Annotated in this window: 10 protein-coding genes and 1 pseudogene; 6 read left to right on the forward strand and 5 right to left on the reverse strand. The window is 68.3% G+C overall.

Annotated elements, in window-relative coordinates:
- Positions 1-347 (reverse strand): annotated as a pseudogene (locus QZX93_RS08940) (transposase); the annotation flags it as partial.
- A 343-nt stretch (positions 348-690) separates the two neighbouring features.
- Here QZX93_RS08940 and glp point away from each other — a divergent pair.
- The 5 genes from glp to QZX93_RS08965 all read left to right on the forward strand — a co-directional run bounded on the left by glp (position 691) and on the right by QZX93_RS08965 (position 4,845).
- Positions 691-1,950, forward strand: a complete 1,260-nt coding sequence (gene glp / locus QZX93_RS08945) for a gephyrin-like molybdotransferase Glp (protein WP_295394525.1) — start codon at positions 691-693, stop codon at positions 1,948-1,950.
- Between the two features lie 13 nt (positions 1,951-1,963).
- Positions 1,964-2,215, forward strand: a complete 252-nt coding sequence (moaD, locus tag QZX93_RS08950) for a molybdopterin converting factor subunit 1 (RefSeq protein WP_295385525.1) — start codon at positions 1,964-1,966, stop codon at positions 2,213-2,215.
- A 19-nt stretch (positions 2,216-2,234) separates the two neighbouring features.
- Complete coding sequence (moaA, locus tag QZX93_RS08955; protein ID WP_295385527.1) at positions 2,235-3,227, forward strand: GTP 3',8-cyclase MoaA; 993 nt, start codon at positions 2,235-2,237, stop codon at positions 3,225-3,227.
- 351 nt (positions 3,228-3,578) lie between these two features.
- A complete protein-coding gene (locus tag QZX93_RS08960) occupies positions 3,579-4,379 on the forward strand; it encodes a lytic transglycosylase domain-containing protein (protein WP_295385529.1) in 801 nt (266 codons plus the stop codon).
- A 52-nt stretch (positions 4,380-4,431) separates the two neighbouring features.
- Positions 4,432-4,845, forward strand: a complete 414-nt coding sequence (locus QZX93_RS08965; RefSeq protein ID WP_295385531.1) for a nuclear transport factor 2 family protein — start codon at positions 4,432-4,434, stop codon at positions 4,843-4,845.
- 55 nt (positions 4,846-4,900) lie between these two features.
- On the opposite strand, the gene QZX93_RS08970 is transcribed toward QZX93_RS08965, so the two are convergent.
- From QZX93_RS08970 to QZX93_RS08980, 3 genes are all read right to left on the reverse strand, one after another.
- Entirely contained in the window at positions 4,901-9,556 is a 4,656-nt protein-coding gene (locus QZX93_RS08970) for a PAS domain S-box protein (RefSeq protein WP_295385533.1), read from the reverse strand.
- A 427-nt stretch (positions 9,557-9,983) separates the two neighbouring features.
- On the reverse strand, positions 9,984-11,213 hold the full coding sequence (locus QZX93_RS08975; protein ID WP_295385536.1) for an EAL domain-containing response regulator: 1,230 nt from the start codon (positions 11,211-11,213) through the stop codon (positions 9,984-9,986).
- 147 nt (positions 11,214-11,360) lie between these two features.
- Positions 11,361-13,073, reverse strand: coding sequence for an ATP-binding protein (locus tag QZX93_RS08980; RefSeq protein ID WP_295385538.1), 1,713 nt, complete (start codon positions 13,071-13,073; stop codon positions 11,361-11,363).
- A 244-nt stretch (positions 13,074-13,317) separates the two neighbouring features.
- Between QZX93_RS08980 and QZX93_RS08985 the strand changes: the two genes are divergently transcribed.
- Positions 13,318-14,031 (forward strand): response regulator transcription factor, encoded by a 714-nt coding sequence (locus tag QZX93_RS08985; RefSeq protein WP_295385540.1) that lies wholly within the window; start codon positions 13,318-13,320, stop codon positions 14,029-14,031.
- A gap of 242 nt (positions 14,032-14,273) precedes the next feature.
- Here QZX93_RS08985 and QZX93_RS08990 read toward each other — a convergent pair whose 3' ends face one another.
- Positions 14,274-16,568 carry a response regulator gene (locus QZX93_RS08990; RefSeq protein ID WP_295385542.1) on the reverse strand — a complete coding sequence of 765 codons (2,295 nt, stop codon included), beginning with the start codon at positions 16,566-16,568 and terminating at the stop codon, positions 14,274-14,276.
- Positions 16,569-16,633 lie beyond the last annotated feature (65 nt).

Genomic DNA, 16,633 nt, shown 5'->3' on the forward strand with positions numbered 1-16,633 from the left:
CCATTCATCGTGAGGATCAAGGCCTGGGCCTCTCGGGCGATGTAGAGTACCAGCGCTTGGGAGGTGGTCAGCTCGACCCCTTTCAATTTCCCATAGACCGCGACGATCGAGGCCGCGATGTCGGCATGTCGGTACGCTGCATGAACGCTGGCTTGCGTCTTACACACGACTTGCAGCATCAGTCCCACGAGCGACGAGAACAGAATGTCACGTGTGTATTGGGTCTGGCGCGTGACCTCGAACCACTGGTCCAGTTTCTCAGTGTTGAGCAACTGCTCCAGCAGCGCCCGAACCATGACAGTAGAAGGGCTTTTTTCGGAAAATTTCTGGAGGATCTCGCCAAACATGGCTGCTGTTTCACTCAGGTAGCGCTAAATATCTCCTTATATTACAATATTTTGACGACACCTTAAAAGGGCTGGTCCAGCCTATCAACGAATGCCCGGCCTGCATCTGGACGCTCAACACGGGTCGCTAAACGGGCATTCGACCCTTCGCAGCTTGCGATCAAGGGCGCCAGGTAAGGGCCTGGTGAGTCGCTTCGGGCGACCGGTCGCGGCCTGGGGGCCGCGCCTACGGGGGTAGGAGCGGCCCCCAGGCCGCGACGAATATCATCCGCGGGGTGGCCGGCGTTATGATCAAGCCCGCGCGCCGGCGCTGAATCGACCGGTTTTGCTCGCAGAGGAATCGATGACTGACTTAACCACTGACTGTTATCCCAGCCCGACCAATGGCGCGCCGCTCTTGACGGTCGAGGAGGCGCGCGCGGCCATTCTGGCTGCCGCCGATCCGGTGGCGCGCGTGACCCAGCGGATCGTCTGCGCTGACAGCCTGGGTCGGGTGCTGGCCGAGTCGATCCGCTCGCCCATCGATGTGCCGCCGCACGACAATAGCGCGATGGATGGCTATGCCCTGCGCGCCGACGACCTGGGTGCCGACTGGCGGCTGCCGATTGCCCAGCGCATCGCCGCCGGTGAGTCGCCCCCGCCGCTGCCCCCGGGCACGGCGGCGCGGATCTTCACCGGCGCGCCGATCCCGGACGGTGCCGACACGGTGGTGATCCAGGAGGAGTGCGAGATCGCGTCCGGCTGGCTGCGGCTGCGGCGTGCGCCCCAGCGCGGTGGCAATATCCGCCCGCGCGGCAACGACATCGCCGCGGGACAGGAGGTCCTGGCGGCGGGGACACGGCTGGACCCGCGCCATCTGGGGCTGCTGGCCTCGATCGGGCACCGGGAGGTGAGCGTCCGTCCGCGGCTACGTGTCGCCCTGCTGACCACCGGGGCCGAACTGACCGAGCCCGGCGAGCCCTTGGCGCCGGGCCGGATCTATAACAGCAATCGCCACCTGTTGGCGGCCTTGCTCCGGGAGCAGGGTTGCGAGTTGATCGATCCGGGGCCGGTGCCCGACACGCTCGAGGCAACCCAGGCCGCCTTACGTGCGGCGGCCGCGACTGCGGACCTCATCGTCTCGACCGGCGGGGTCTCGGTGGGCGACGAGGATCATGTCAAGGCGGCGGTCGCCGCCTGCGGTCAGATCGCGCTGTGGCGGGTCAACATGAAGCCCGGCAAACCCCTGCTCTATGGCCGTATCCAGGCGGCGCACCTGATCGGGCTGCCGGGCAATCCGGTGTCGGCCTATGTGACCGCGCTGCTGTTTCTGCTGCCCCTGTTGCGGCGCCTGCAGGGGCGCGACGGCCCCCTGTTTCCTGAGCCTGAGTCTGCGCGTTTGGCTCACGACTGGCCGCGGGCCCGCCCGCGCCGGGAGTTTCTGCGGGCACGGCTGGTTTACGAGGCCGGGCAGTTGCCCTGGGCCGAGCCCGCGCAGCGCCAGGGCTCGGATGTGCTCACCGGGGTTGCCCACGCCGACGGTCTGCTTGAACTTCCGCCGGACGCTACCCCCAAACGGGGTACTATCGTGAATTACTGGTCGCTCGCCCGCCTGCAGGCCTAGGATCGCCACACCGATGATCGAGATCCTGTATTTTGCCAGCCTGCGCGAGGCGTTGAGGTGCGACCGCGAGCGGTTCGACTGGCCCGCGCCCAGGCCCGCGGCGGTCTTGCTCGAACAGTTGCGTGCCCGGGGCGAGCCCTGGGCCGCGGCCTTGGGGGGCGACCGGCGGGTGATGGTCGCGATCAACCAGACGATGGCCACCCCAGATACGGTCATCGCGGATGGCGACGAGGTCGCCTTCTTTCCGCCAGTCACCGGCGGCTAACGGCCATCGGAGACGATCGGTGATTCCAACCAGCCTGACCGACCCCTTTGGGCGCCGTATCGACTATCTGCGCCTCTCGGTCACGGATCGCTGCGACCTGCGCTGCGGCTACTGCCTGCCCAAGGGGTCCAAGTCATTCGAGGCGCCGGCCGACTGGCTGACCTTCGATGAGATCGTCCGGGTGGTGGCCGCCTTCGTGACCCTTGGGGTGCGGCGGGTGCGGCTCACCGGCGGCGAGCCACTGGTGCGCCGCGGACTGCCCGAACTGGCCGCGGGTCTGGCCGCCCTGCCCGGACTCGACGACCTCTCGCTCTCCAGCAACTGCACCCAGATGCAGGCGCAGGCGGTGCCACTGTTCCGGGCCGGCGTGCGGCGCCTCAACCTGAGCCTCGACAGCCTCAAGCCCGAGCGCTTTGCACAACTCACCGGCGGTGGTCGCCTGTCGCAGGTGATGGCCGGCATCATGGCCGCCAAGGACGCCGGCTTTGCCCCGATCAAGGTCAACACGGTGGCCATGCGCGGAGTCAACGAGGACGAGTTCCCCGAGATACTGGCCTTCTGCGCCGCGCACGGATTCACCCTGCGCCTGATCGAGACCATGCCCATGGGCACCGCCGGGCGCGCGGCCCAACGCGACCATTATCTGGACCTGGAGACCGTGCGAAGCCGCCTGCAAGCCCACTTCAACCTGATCCCGGACCTGATGCCCGGCGGCGGCCCGGCGCGCTATTACCGGCTGGCTGGGAGTGACACTCGCATCGGCTTCATTACCCCGCTCTCCCAGCACTTTTGCGCGACCTGTAACCGGGTGCGTCTCGGCGTGGACGGGACCCTGCACCTCTGCCTGGGCCAGACGAACAGTGTCCCGTTGCGCCCACTGCTGCGCGCCGGTGCCACCGCGGCGGAGCTGGCCGAGCACCTGCGGGCCGCCGTGCGCCTGAAGCCCGAGCGTCATCGCTTCGACGACCAGGCAGAACAGCCGGTGCGGTGCATGGCCGCGACCGGGGGTTAACCTAAAAGAGCGGTTCTCACGCCAAGTTCGCCAATGTTTTTCAAAACGTTATCGGCGTTCGGCGACTCACCCGCAGGGTGATGCCGATGCTGCGTGCATTGTTTTGTTTTTTCTTGGCGCCTTGGCGTGAGCAACTGCCGGATTTAGAGTTTAAGGGTTTATGCGGCCAGCGGGCGCACCCACCGCCTTCGGGTCGCCTGATAACTCTTGCATCAAGGTACTTGAATTGATGGCCCGATTGTCGTCTGATTCGCATCGGCGCGGCGGCCATCCGCGCCGGGGTTCGTCCCCGCCGGTCCACTGCCGCCCCTACCGAGCCTAAGCCCAGTCAAGTATCCCGCCGGAGCCATGATGAACCCTGTCGCGATCCGCCCCCTGTGGCTGTTGGTCCTGCTCCCCCTGGTCTGCCCGGCCGCGCCGGCCGAGAAGGCCGCGAAGGCGCAGGCCACCGCGCAGCCGGTCGCCGCCCCGCCGACCGACCTCCCCGCGGCCCCGGCCCGGGCGCCGCTGCCCAGTCCGCCCAGCGGACCCAAGCCGAGCCGCGAGCAGGTGCGGGCCATGATCGATGAGGTGGCCAAGCAGTATGGGGTAGAGCGCGAGCTGGTGCGCGCGGTGGTCGGCGCCGAGTCCAATTTCAATGCCCATGCGGTCTCGCGCGTGGGCGCGGTCGGGCTGATGCAGGTGATGCCGGCGACCGCGGGCGATTACGGCGTGACCTCCACCGCGGCCCTGTTCGACCCCAAGACCAACCTGCGCACCGGCACCCGTCACTTGAAGCGACTGCTGGACAAGTACAAGGGCGACTATGGCCGGGTGATCATGGCCTACAACGCCGGCGAGGGTGTGGTGGACCGTACCAACAGCAATGTCACCTATCAGGAAACCCTGGACTACACCGAGGCGGTGATCGGCAACTATCGCCGCGGCGGTGGCGCCGCGCCCACCGCGGGGGCGCTGACCAAGGTCCGCCTGCTGCGCGGCATGCGCAACCGCGGCCAGGCCAGGCGCCTGCTCAAGAAGTACCTCGACCCCTCGCTGCTGTCGCTCAAGGTCAAGCCGACCCTGGCCCTGTACTCACTGAGCCCCGCCCTGCACGCGGTCGGTCCGGAGAGCCGCCCGATGTTCGAGCTGGACCAGCGCTCGATGCGCTGAGAACGGGCCGCGGCGCTGCGGGTGCTGGACGGATGGGGGAAAACCCTGCACCATGGCCGACATCACCTCTGACCCCGGGAGTCTCAACGTGTCCGCTGCCCCGCTTTCTGTCGTCGAGGCCTTTTTCGCGGCCCTCGATGCCTTCGACTTCGAGCGGGCGCGTGTACTGCTCGCCGACCAGGGGTTCAGTTTTCGCAGTCCCATCGCGGTGTTCGACAGCGCCGACCAGTTCATCCAGTACGGCGCCCACTCCAGCGGGATCGTCCAATCGAAGCAGGTCCGCAAGGTCTTCGTGGATGGTCCGGACGTCTGTCATTTCCTGACCTACCGCATCCAGATCTCCGAGAAATTGTCGGTGGACGCCGCCCAGTGGTCGCACGTTGAAAACGGCCGTATCCTGCGCATCCAGACGCTATTCGATGCCTCGATCTATCGCGAACTGTTTCCCGGTCCCACGCTCACTTAGACATTCATCTTTGAGCGAGTAGTTCGTCCGCATTCGACTCCAGCCTGGGGGGCGATTATACGCGCTCCGATCCTCGCGTCGGGCCGACCCGCATGCGGATGGCCTCGCGCAGGGCCGCCGGCTCGAGCGGTTTGCGCAGCACCAGGGGGTGTTCGGGCAGGTCGTCGGTGGCGGCCAGGGTGCTGTCCTGGCCGGTCATGAGGATGACCGGCAACCCGGGGCGCTCCCGGGCCAGTTGCCGGTAGAGGCCGATCCCGTCGAGGCCGGGCATGGCGATGTCCGACAGCACCAGGTCGAACCCGTCGTCTTGGGCCAGGCGCGCGAGCGCGCCCTCGCCGTGTTCCGCCTGTTCCAGTGCCATCCCTTCGAGGGCCAGCAGCCGGGCCACCGCCTCGCGTACCCGCGGGTCGTCGTCCACCAGCAGGACCCGCAGTCCCGGGGGCAGTGCGGCGTCGGCCGCCGCGGGGACGGCTCGGGATGCGGCCGAATCCGCGGATACGGGCGGCAGCAGCAGCCGGAAGCGGCTACCCTGGTCCGGGTGTGACTCGACCGTCAGCCCGGCCGCGGAGCGGGCGATGAACTCACGCACCATGAAGAGCCCGAGCCCATGACCACGCTGTTTGGCCTTGGTGGAAAACAGCGGATCGAAGATGCTCTCGATGATGGCGGGGGCGATGCCGCTGCCGGTATCGGTCACCCGCAACTCCACGCAATCCATGGGTGCCAGGGTCCCGACCGCCAGCGGGGGTTGGCCGGTCCAATGCTGTGGCGCGGCCTCCAGACGCAGCTCGCCCCCCGCGGGCATGGCGTCCCGGGCATTGAGCGCGAGATTGAGCATGGCCGCCTGCAGAAAGCCCGCGTTGCTCCAGGCCTTGAGCCCGGGTGGGATGGCGACCGTCAGGCGGATGGTGGGGGGCAGGACCTGCCGCAGGATGCGGGCGAGTTCGGCGATGGTCTCCGCCAGGTCGATCGGCCCCAGTGGGACCCCCCCGGCGCGGCTCAGTGACAGCATTCCGGCGGTGATGACCTTGGCCTGCCCCAGGGCGCTGCGGGTCTCCTCCAACACCTGACGGATCTCGGGGTCGCTATCCGCGCCCGGAAAGGCGTTGCCGAGGAAATAGAGGTTGGCGTCGATGACCCCCAATAGATTATTGAAGTCATGGGCGACCCCGCTCGCCAGGTGCCCGATGGTCTCGCGCTGCCGGGAGGCCACCAGGTCGCGCTGGATCTGCTCCTGATAACGGACCGCGGCGAGCCGCTGGGCAATCAGCCGGAGCATCTGGCGCTCGGGGTCCCCCAGTTCCAGGCAGGGTTGCAGCCCCCAGAGTGACAGGATGAGCGTCTCGGTCTGCCCGTCCAACTGCGGGCCGTCGAAGGCCAGACCGACGCAGGAGCGAAAGCCCGTGCTCACCTGGGTCCCCGGCAAGCGTTCAGCGTCCAGCACGCAGGGGCTGCCCCGGTGCGCCAGGGCCGCCGACAGGACCGCCGCGAGCTGGGCCGGCTGGGGTTGTGCCTGGCCCGCGTCCGGGCCCGCGTCAGTACCAGCGACCGCGATCAGGACCTGGTGTTCGCCTTGCGCCCCCACCAGCCCCAGCACCGCCGCCGCAACCCCCAGGCTCCGGCAGCCGAGCCCCAGCAGGGTGCGATCCTTCTGCGCCGGCGGCAGTGGCTGGTTGATCAGGTCCACCAGTTGTTCGAGCTGGGCGGCATGGCGGCTCAGGGCCTCCTCCAGGACCCGCTGGCGTTGCGTGGCGGCGTGCAGGTCGGTGATGTCCTCGATCATCGCCAAGGGGGTCGGCGGTGCGCCGGGGTGGCTCGGCAGGAGGGTGACCCGCACGTCGCCCCACACCGTCGCGCCGTCCGGGCGCAGATAGTGTTTGGTCATGCGGTAGTTGCTGCGCCGCCCGGCCTGCAGTTCGGCGAAGAGGGCCAGGTTGTGGCCCAACTCGTCCGGATGGGTCACATCGTCAACGCGCAGTACCGAGAGTTCCTCCGGCGCCCGCCCGAGGAAGGCCGCCAAGGCCCGGTTGACCAGGGTGAAACGCCGATCCGGTGCAATCAGGGCCATGCCGATGGGGGCGTTCTCGAACACCGCGTTCAGGCGCGCCTCACTCTCCCGGATCAGTCCCTGGGCCAGGTGGCGATCGGTGATGTCGGTGTCGATACCGCGGTAGCCCAGATAGGTGCCGTCCGCGGCCAACAGCGGCGCCGCGTTGGTCGTCAGCCAGACCCGCCAGCCGTCGATCCCCAGGCAGAGTCGGTCGAAATCGCGGATCGGCTCACGGCGCTCCATGAGTGCAAAGATGGCGGCCTTGACCTGCTCCCGGTCGGCCCCGGCGAGGTGCTCGTAGAAATGGCCGCCGAGCAACTCCTCCGGCCGGAAGCCCAGGACCTGCTCGCAGACCGGGCTTAAATAGGTATAGCGGCCTTCGGGGTCGATCTCCCAGCTCATGGAGCGGCTCTGATGGGCGAGTTGCTCGTAGCGGAGGTTGCTCGCGCGCAGTTCCCCGGTCGTGCGCGCCCGCTCCAGTGCCCCGGCCAGGAGGCTGGCGAAGACCTGGAGGAAACGCACCTCCATCGCCGACCAGTCACGCGGGGTCTGCACGGCGTCGAAGCCGATCGAGCCGAGCAACACCTCGCCGACGGCGAGGGGGGCGATGAGGATCGATTGGATGCCCTGGGCGACGCAGATCGCCTGCTCCCGGGACCAGTCCGGGGGCAGCCCCCCGACCCGGGGGACTACGATGGGCTCCCCGAGTGGCAGCCGCTCCATGAGGGCCGGCAGTTCGGCACAGGGGATGGCCCGGTTGAGCACTAGCGCGGGGGGGACCCCCGCCGCCGTCCATTCCATGGTATTGCTGAAGGTACGCGCGGACCGATCGAACCGGACCAGGTAGCTGCGGTCCACGCCGCAGAAGCGCCCGATACGCCCGAGCGTGCGCTCGGTCAGGTCCGCGATCTCCAGGTCGGGCACGCTGACGAACTCGGTGGCCAGGGCCAGCAGTTCGTTGAGCATGGACTCCTGCCCGGCCACCGCCAGCTCGGCCTGCTTGCGCTCGGTGATGTCTTGATGGATACCGGTCATGAGCCGCGGGACCCCGGGGGCCTCCCATTCCATGACCCGGCCCTGGTCCAGGACCCAGACCCAGTGTCCGTCACGGTGGCGCATGCGCAGTTCGCACTCGTAGTCCGCCAGCTCACCCCTGAAATGCGCCTGGGCCAGGTCCATGCTGCGCCGCAGGTCGGCGGGGTGGGTGAGGTCGATCAAGGTCTGGATGCTGATCGGTGCCAACTCGGCCAAGCGGTAGCCGACCATTTGCGCCCAGCGCTCGTTGACCACGGCGGCGCCGGTCTGGACCTCCCACTCCCAGGTGCCCACCCGGGTGGCCGCGATGATGTTCGCCAGCCGTTGTCCCTGGTTGGCCAGTGTCCGGAAACTGGCGGCCAGGGACTGTGCCATCTCAGTCACCGCGTCCTCCAACTGCCCGGTCTCCTGCAACAGGCCCGTCGTCGGCGCGGGCCAGGGACGGTCCTCGCGGATCGCTGCGGGCAGGGCGCGGGTGGCCGCCACCAGCCGTTGCAGGGGGAGCACCAGGCGCCGGCTGAACACGTGCGCGAGGCCCACCGCCAGCGCGGTCAAGATCAGGAGCATGAGCAAAAACCGGATCGCGCTACGCTGGACGCGGTCGATCAGTGGTGCCGCGCTGAACTCCACCGTCAGGCGGTCTCCCGGGCTCACCAGGTCCGCCGGGACCTCCATGCGGTAATGCGCCTGGCGCCACCGTATCATCCGGGAGGGGAGGTGGGCGCTCGGCAGGACCAGTTGCAGACCGGCCGCGTTCGTGGGGATGCCCCTACCCCCCTGGGGTGGCGGTCCGGCCGCGCTCGGCGCTGCCGCCAGCCAGACCCGGGGGCTGCTTCCGGCCGGGAGGGCCGCGGTGAGAAAGCGATTCAGGTCGCTGAGCTCTAATGCCAATGCATTCGCGCTCAGACCCTCCGGGTGGTATCGGGGGCCCAGGTGACGGATCGCGAACTGGGCGGAGAGCCGCAACTGCTCGGCCTGGTCCGACTCCAGGTGGTCTTTGAGGTCCCGGGCCTGCCAGTCCGTCAACAGGATGGCCGGTGCCAACAGGCCGGAGAGCAACGTAGTGAATAGGACCTGGGCGATCGGCAGGGCGGCGCGCCGCCGACTCAGGGTCGCGGCGATCAGCAGCACCAGACCCGCCAGGCCGGCGTTGAGGATGCCGTTGAGGGCCTGTTTGAAGGCGACCAGCAGGGTCTGGGGCCAGGTCATCCCCAGCCCGCGGCGGTAGCAGAGCAGGACCAGCGGGATGCCGATCAGGAGCCAATACAGGGTCACCGAGACCGCCAGCGGTGGCGGCGCCAGGCCGCGCCGCCGCGCCCGTTGCCGCTGCCAGGCCACCGCGCCCGCCTCGGCGAGCAGGATCGGCATGGCATAGGGGTGGTCCCAGATGATCCAGGTATAGCTGCCCCCGATCAGGGCCACCAGCAGTCCGGGCCAGGTCCCGAGCCATACCAGTGCCAACAGCACCGCCACCGAGCCGAACAGGATATCGACCCCGAACATGAGCGACAGATTGAAGTGGTTGCCGGCGAGGGCGAACAGGGCCAGCACGCCGGTGGCGATCAGGGTACGGGCCAGGGTGGGTTGCGTACCCGGGTCCGGCGCGGCGGTCTGGGTGGTGTCCATGGCGGTTTTGCTGTTAATGAATGCGTTAAGTGTTCACGCCAAGACGCCAAGCATAGTACTCGCGCCGCGGCCGCGCTCGTCGTTCCGGCCACGGGCAGGTGTCGGTCGCCCTGAACCTGGATAAGGGCAGTTGTCACGCCAAGGCGCCAAGCGCGCCAAGGTTTTTCAGTCTGTTCTCGGCGTTGGGTCATTCAGCCGACGAGTGATCTGGATGTCTGGTCCATCTTATTGTATTTCTTGGCGAGCTTGGCGCCTTGGCGTGAGCAATTGCCGGACTTAGGACGACGGGCGACCCGCGCGTGCGGACTAACGGCCATGGCGCCCGCACCAGCCTGAACGATGAGCGTGGCGGGCGCCTTGGCCGTTCCCCCATCCCGCCCTCCTCCAATCGGGGAGGGAGCAGTGGAGCGGGCTCCCGGCGCGACTTTCACGCTAGAGAGTCGGCAAGCAACGCGAAGGGGTCCCCCAGGCGTGCAGTGCCGCCGGCGGGGGCGACCGGGAAATAGGTGCGAACCAGCGTCTGGATCTCCATGGGGCGGCCGAACAGATAACCCTGGGCCAGGTCGGCGCCGTGCTCGATCAGGAAGCGTCGCTGGGCGTCGGTCTCCACCCCCTCCGCCACGACGGTGAGTCCCAGGTTGTGACCGAGGTTGACGATCGCCTGCAAGACCTTCTGGGCCTTGGCGGAGTCAAACATCTCCGAGACGAACGACAGGTCGATCTTCAGCGTGTCGAAGGGCAGTTCGGTGAGTGCCCGCACCGATGAATAGCCGGTGCCGAAGTCGTCCATCGCCAGCCGCACCCCGAGCAGGCGCAGTTGCGCGGTGAGTTCCCGGGCCGGCTGGGAATCGGCCATGGCGGCGGTCTCGGTCAACTCCACCTGCAGCCCGCAGCAGTCGCCCAACCCGGCCAGGAGCCCCCGCACGAGCGTGACGGCCCGCTCCAGGTCCCGGTCGAGCGCGGCGGCGCACAGGTTGACCGACAGGTAGTCGAGCGCGAGCGGCCGCAGCTGTGCCTTGAGCCCGATCAGGCGGGCGAACAGCGCCTCGGTCAGCGCCAGCAAGAGGTCAGTGGACTGCGCCAGCGGAATGAAGGCGGGGGCGCCCAGGAGCGCCCCGGAGGGCAGGCGCAGCCGGGCCAGGACCTCGGCGCCGCGCAGCCGTCCGTCGTGGGGGTCCACGATCGGCTGGAAGTGTGGCTCGATGCGATCCTCCCGGATGAAGCGCGCCAGCTCGGCGGCGGTCAGTGTCGGCAGCGCGGCGTCTGGGGTTGGCCGTGGTGGTGGGTCCGGTCGTCGGCCTTGACCCAGGAGTGCCGGCAGGTCGCGGACGATCTGGCCCTTGTTGATGGCCCCCGCCACGGTCATCCCGCTGGCCCGGGCGATGCGCCGGGCGGTGTCGAGCAGGTCGTCCCCGTGCCCGGAGAGCAGGATGAGCGGTGCCGCCGTGGCGCGCTCGGCGAGCCAGTGGATCACGTCGATGCCGTTTTCCTGCCCGAGCTCCAGGTCGAGCAAGATCATGTCAGGCAGTTGCGCCTGCACATCCAGCTTGAAGCTGGCGGTGGCGGTGTGGAAACGCACGCCATGGCCCAGACCGACGGCGAAGCGTCGCAGGGCGGGTTCCATCCGGGGGTCATCGTCGAGGCAGATCAGGTTCATCGTGGACAACTCCCTGCGAGCCGTGGATAGACTGGGTTCGGGGTGCGGCGGCGACCTGGTAGCCGGGCCGATAACTGGCCAACTATCGCCACCGCCAGTCGATTCGGCCAGTAAAAAACTGTAAAACTCGCCTTCACCCTCCATCCTTCATCCTTCATCCCTCCGCGCTAAACGCTCCTGGATGCGTGACAACAGCATCTCGGTTACCAGCGGTTTGAACAGGATCGCCGTGTCCACCGGCAACCCGGCGGCCTGGACACTCTGGTGCTCGTCGGCGGTCATCAGGAGCACCGGCAGGCCCGGGATGGCACGGGCGAGACGCCGGTGTAGTTCGATCCCGTCCATCTGCGGCATAACGATGTCGGACAGCACCAGGTCGCAGGGCGCCCCGCCCTCCAGCCAGGCCAGGGCCTCGGCGCCGTTCGCCGCTTGGTCCACCCGCAGCCCATGGGCCTGGAGGGTCCGGTGCAGCACCGCACGGATGCCGGGGTCGTCGTCCACCAGGAGCACCCGTGCCGCCAGCGGCGGCAGCGGCACGGCCGTCGGGATTCGGTCGGACGGCGGCGGGGGCAGCGCGCTGGCGACCGGCAGGTAGACGGTGAAGCGGCTGCCGCGCCCGGGCCGGGTCTCCACCCCCACGGCCCCCCCGCAGCGGTCGGCGAACTCACGCACCATGAAGAGCCCGAGACCGGTGCCCCGGCCGCTGGACTTGGTGGAGAAGAGTGGCTCGAAGATGTGCCCCAGCACCTCCGCCGACATGCCGACCCCGGTATCGGCGACCGCGATCTCCACATAGTCGCCAGGCTCCAGGCGCCCCAGGGTCAGCGTCAGGGTGTTGGTGCGCGCGCGCGCGATGCGCGCCACCTCGATGCCCAGGGTCCCGCGGCCCCCCATGGCATCACGGGCATTGATGCACAAGTTGAGCAGGGCGGTCTGCAACAGGGCCTCGTCCGCCAGGGCGACGAGCCCTGGGGTCACCTGGGTCCTCAGCAGGACCTCGGCCGGCAGGATGCGCGCCAGGGTGCGGGTGAAGCGTTCCACCACGGCGGAGACCGGCGTCGGCGCGGTGGCCAGCCGGCGCCCGCGGCTCAACGACAGCAGGCCGGCGGTCACCATCTGGGCGTGGCGGGCGGCGAGTCGGGTCTCCTCCAGTACCTCGCCCACTTCCGCCGGTAGCGCACGGGTGCGCAGCAGGTCGGTGAGATAATCGAGGTTGATGTCGATCACCCCCAGCAGGTTGTTGAAGTCGTGTGCGACACCGCTCGCCAGGTGGCCGACGATCTCGCGGCTCCGGGCGGCCAGCAGTCCGTCCAGGACCGCCCGTTCCCGCAGGCTGGAGGCGATGCCCTGGCCCACGAGTTGGATGAGCTCGAGTTTCTCGATGTTGGTCGTACACACTGCTTGACCGGGGGCGAAGGACAGCGCTCCCAGGTGTGGCAGGTCCTCGGCGTCGGTCCAGCGCAGCAGGGCGGCGGCCGTGAAGGCGCTGTGTGGCGGCAAGGCGCAGGCGGGGGGCTCGGGCGCGTCCGGCGCGGCCGTATCCGCCTGCTCCAGTGCGTGGATGGCGGCCAGCTCCGCCGCCCCCAGGGCCAGGACCACGCCCGGCGCCAGGACCGGCCCCAGGCCGGCCGCCGCGGCGCCACAGCTGGTGAGCAGCCGATAGTTGGCGCCCTGGAGCTCCCCCAAGGCCGCCCCGCTCGCCTCCAGGCGGCGACAGGCGAAGTCGAGCAGGGCGCGGATCTGATCATGGGGCGGACGGTAGCCGGCCATCAGGTCGGCGAAGTCTTTCAGGTCGGCGTTGTAACGCCGCAGTGCTCGGGCCGAGGGCTGGGCGTTCTTGGTCGGTCGTTTCGTGTGCATGGGGCCTCCAGCGTGTCGATGTCGCGGGTAGGGCCATAACAACGCCTCCCGGCGATCAGCTTAATGTCCGACCAGCCGAACCCGGAAGTGAATTTGTGTAAATCGCTCGGAAGATGTAAGAATGCCCTAACAGTCTCTGTTTGATGGGTACGACGCGCGCTCGCCGCTGTCTGTAGCCTCCTATTGGCGTTTCGGATCGGGCGTCGGGCCAGCCCCCGCGCGCCGCCGACCGCCAGGACCGACCATGACCGACTCTGCCCGCATCATCATCGTCGAGGACGATCTCCCGCTGGCGCGGGGGCTTGCCCGCTGTCTGGAAATCGACGGTCACCACACCGCGCTGGCGCCCAGCGCCGCTGAGTTTCGCCGCATCTACCGCAACACGGGGGCCGACCTGGTGCTCCTGGACCTGAATCTAGGGGCCGACGACGGGATGGACCTGGCCCGGGAGCTGGGGTCGACCACCCCAGTGGCGGTCATCATCCTCACCGGCCGCGATGACCCGGACGAGCGTATCCGCGGCCTGGACGCGGGCGCCGACGACTATGTGACCAAGCCATTCGAGTCAGGCGAACTGCGCGCCCGGGTGCGCGCCGTGCTGCGTCGTCGTCATCCGGCGTCCAATCCGGAGGGGCGGCTGCGGGTCGGTCCGGTGGTGTTGGATCTGGCCACCCGTGAGGTGTGTGCCGATGGCGGCGGGCCGCCGGTGGAATTGACCGAGACCCAGGCCGGTATCCTCGCCCAACTGATGCGCCACGCCGGCCGTCCGGTCGGCCGCGGCGACCTGCTCAACAGCGTCCATTGGGGGCCGGGCAATCGCGCCGCCGATGTCCATGTGGGGCACATCCGTCGCAAGCTCGAAGAGGCCGGGATCGACTCCCTGGTGATCGCCGCCGCGCGCGGCCGCGGCTATGTCCTGTTACTCAAGGGCGAGGAGGCGGGCGACTTGGCCGGCTAGCCCGAAGATCTTAAGAGTCTCACGCCAAGGCGCCAAGCTCGCCAAGAAATACGAAAGGGTATGTGGATTTTTCAGATAACCCTCCGGGTGAATGGCACAGCGCAGATAACGCACTGAAAAACCTTGGGCAATCACGCCGTGTCGTGACAACCGCTCTTTCCAGGGTTGTCGACTAATCGACTGTCTTCTTGGCGATCTTGGCGCCTTGGCGTGAGACTTCTGGGGAAACCGCCTTAGCGCTCTCAGGCTGCCGCGATCCACTGGTCCAGCACGCGGTGCAATTCGGCGAGTCGCACCGGCTTGGGGATGTAGTCGTCCATCCCTGCCGCCAGGCACAGGTCCCGGTCTCCGGACATGGCGTTGGCGGTCATGGCGATGACCGGCAGGCGTGGTCCCCCGCTCGCCTGCTCACGGCTGCGCAGCGCCTGGGTCGCCGCGAATCCATCCATCACCGGCATCTGCACATCCATCAACACGGCGTCATAGGCGTGCTGCGCGATCAGCTCCAGGGCCGCCGCGCCGTTGTCTGCCACCTCCACGGTGAGTCCCAGCTTGCGCAACATCCCGCAGGCGACCTTCTGGTTGATCAGGTTGTCCTCCGCCAGCAGGACGCGCCCGGTGAGCTGCCCGGTCGCGCGCTGCGGCGCACGGGGGGGCGGCTCCGGGGTGCGGCCGTGGACCAACTGGAACAGGGCGTCGCGCAGCAGGGCGAGTCGCACCGGCTTGTTCAGTGCCAGGTCGATGCCCGGCAGGTCCGCCGCGGCCGGCTGGCCGACTGAGCTCAAGAGGATGGTCCGGGTGGTGGCGATGGCGGGGTCCGCCCGGATCGCCCGGGCCAATGCCAATCCATCCATGTCCGGCATCTGCATGTCCAGGATGGCGACCTCGAACGGTTGCCCCTCGCGGGCGGCCTCGCGCAGCTGCTCTAGGGCTTGCGCGGGGTGGGTGACGCAGGTGAAGCGCACGCCCCAGCCGCGCAGGTAGTGGCCCAGGATCTCCAGGTTGGTCGGGTGGTCGTCCACCGCCAACATGCGCCGCCCATCGAGTCCGTCCGCCGCCGGCGGCGTCCCCGTGTCCGTTTGGGGCGGGAAGGGGATACGGATCAGGAAGCGCGAACCCTGGTCCATGGTGCTCTCGACCTCCAGGGTGCCGCCCATCAATTCCACCAGGTTCTTGCTGATGGTGAGTCCCAGTCCGGAACCGCCGAAACGGCGTGTGGTGGAACCGTCGGCCTGCACAAAGGGGGTAAAAAGCCGCTCGCGCTGCTGCGGGGTCATGCCGATGCCCGTGTCGCTGATGGCGAAACACAGGGTGACGGGCGCAGCGGCCTCGGCGCATTCGCTTACATGCAGCAGTACCTCCCCCTGGTGGGTGAATTTGACTGCATTGCCAAGGACGTTGGTAAGGATTTGGCGCAGGCGGGTCGGGTCCCCCAGGACCCGGGTCTGGACCTGGGGCTCCACGAAGCAGGCCAGCTCGATGTGCCGGCTCTGGGCGCTGGCGCTGAACAGTGAGGCCACGTCTTCCGCCAGCAGGCGGGCGTCGAAGGGGATGGCCTCCAGGTCCAGCTTGCCGGCCTCGATCTTGGAGAAGTCGAGTATGTCGTTGATGATGGTGAGCAGCCCCTCGGCCGAGCTGCGGGCGATCTCCAGATAGCCCCGCTGGGTGGTGTCCATATTCGACTGGGCGAGCATCTCCAGCATCCCCAGCACACCGTTCATAGGGGTGCGGATCTCGTGGCTCATGTTGGCCACGAACTGGCTCTTGGCCAGGCTGGCGGATTCGGCCACCTCCTTGGCACTGACCAACGCCTGCTGGACGGCGCGCCGTTCATCCACCTCGCGCGCCAACTGTTGGTTCAAGCCGTCGATCTGCTCCTTCTCCCGGGTGAGATCGGCCACCAGGTCCAGGTTGGCGTAACCCAGCTCCAGTGAGCGGCGCAGGGTCGTGTGGTAGCGCCCGGCGTTGACCCACATAAAGAGCCCGAAGAGCGTCACCAGGAACAGAAAGGTGTACGCCAGTTGGTCGCCCAGGACCGCCATGCGCACGCCGAAGGGGACCAGGGCGGTGAGCAGGTAGGCCCGGTAGGCCAGGAGGTGGTGACTCAGGGTCGGAATGGCCCCGGCCACCATGCCGGAGATCACGAACCCCAGGAAGACCTGATAGGACAATGCATTCACTGGCAGGAGCAGCACCGACAACCCCCAGGCGAGCCCGGTGGCGCCGGCACCCAGGGTGAAGCGCTGGGCCCAAACCCGATCCGCGACCGCGGCGCGGTCCTGGTGGAAGCGTGCGACCAGCAGTGCGCGGGCGGCCAGGATTAGCCCGAGCGAGCCGAACCAGGTCCAGACCGCCGCGGGGCTCGCGACCAGACTCATGGCGCCGGCCACCAGGACGGCATTGACCAGCGTGACGACAATGCCCGGGCGTACCTGATCGTAGAGCAGGCGGGTGAGATCGGCCTGGACTTGCCGGTCTTGGTCCGTGCCCAGGGTCGAGGGGCGGGTCGGCGGGGCTTGGTCGTGGGGCTCAAACATGGGTTGGGGTCCGGGGGTTCCCGCGTCGGCGCGGCACTGGACGATGGTCGCAAGACCTTGACCGG

It is taken from the genome of uncultured Thiodictyon sp. (assembly GCF_903946935.1).
Taxonomy (GTDB): domain Bacteria; phylum Pseudomonadota; class Gammaproteobacteria; order Chromatiales; family Chromatiaceae; genus Thiodictyon.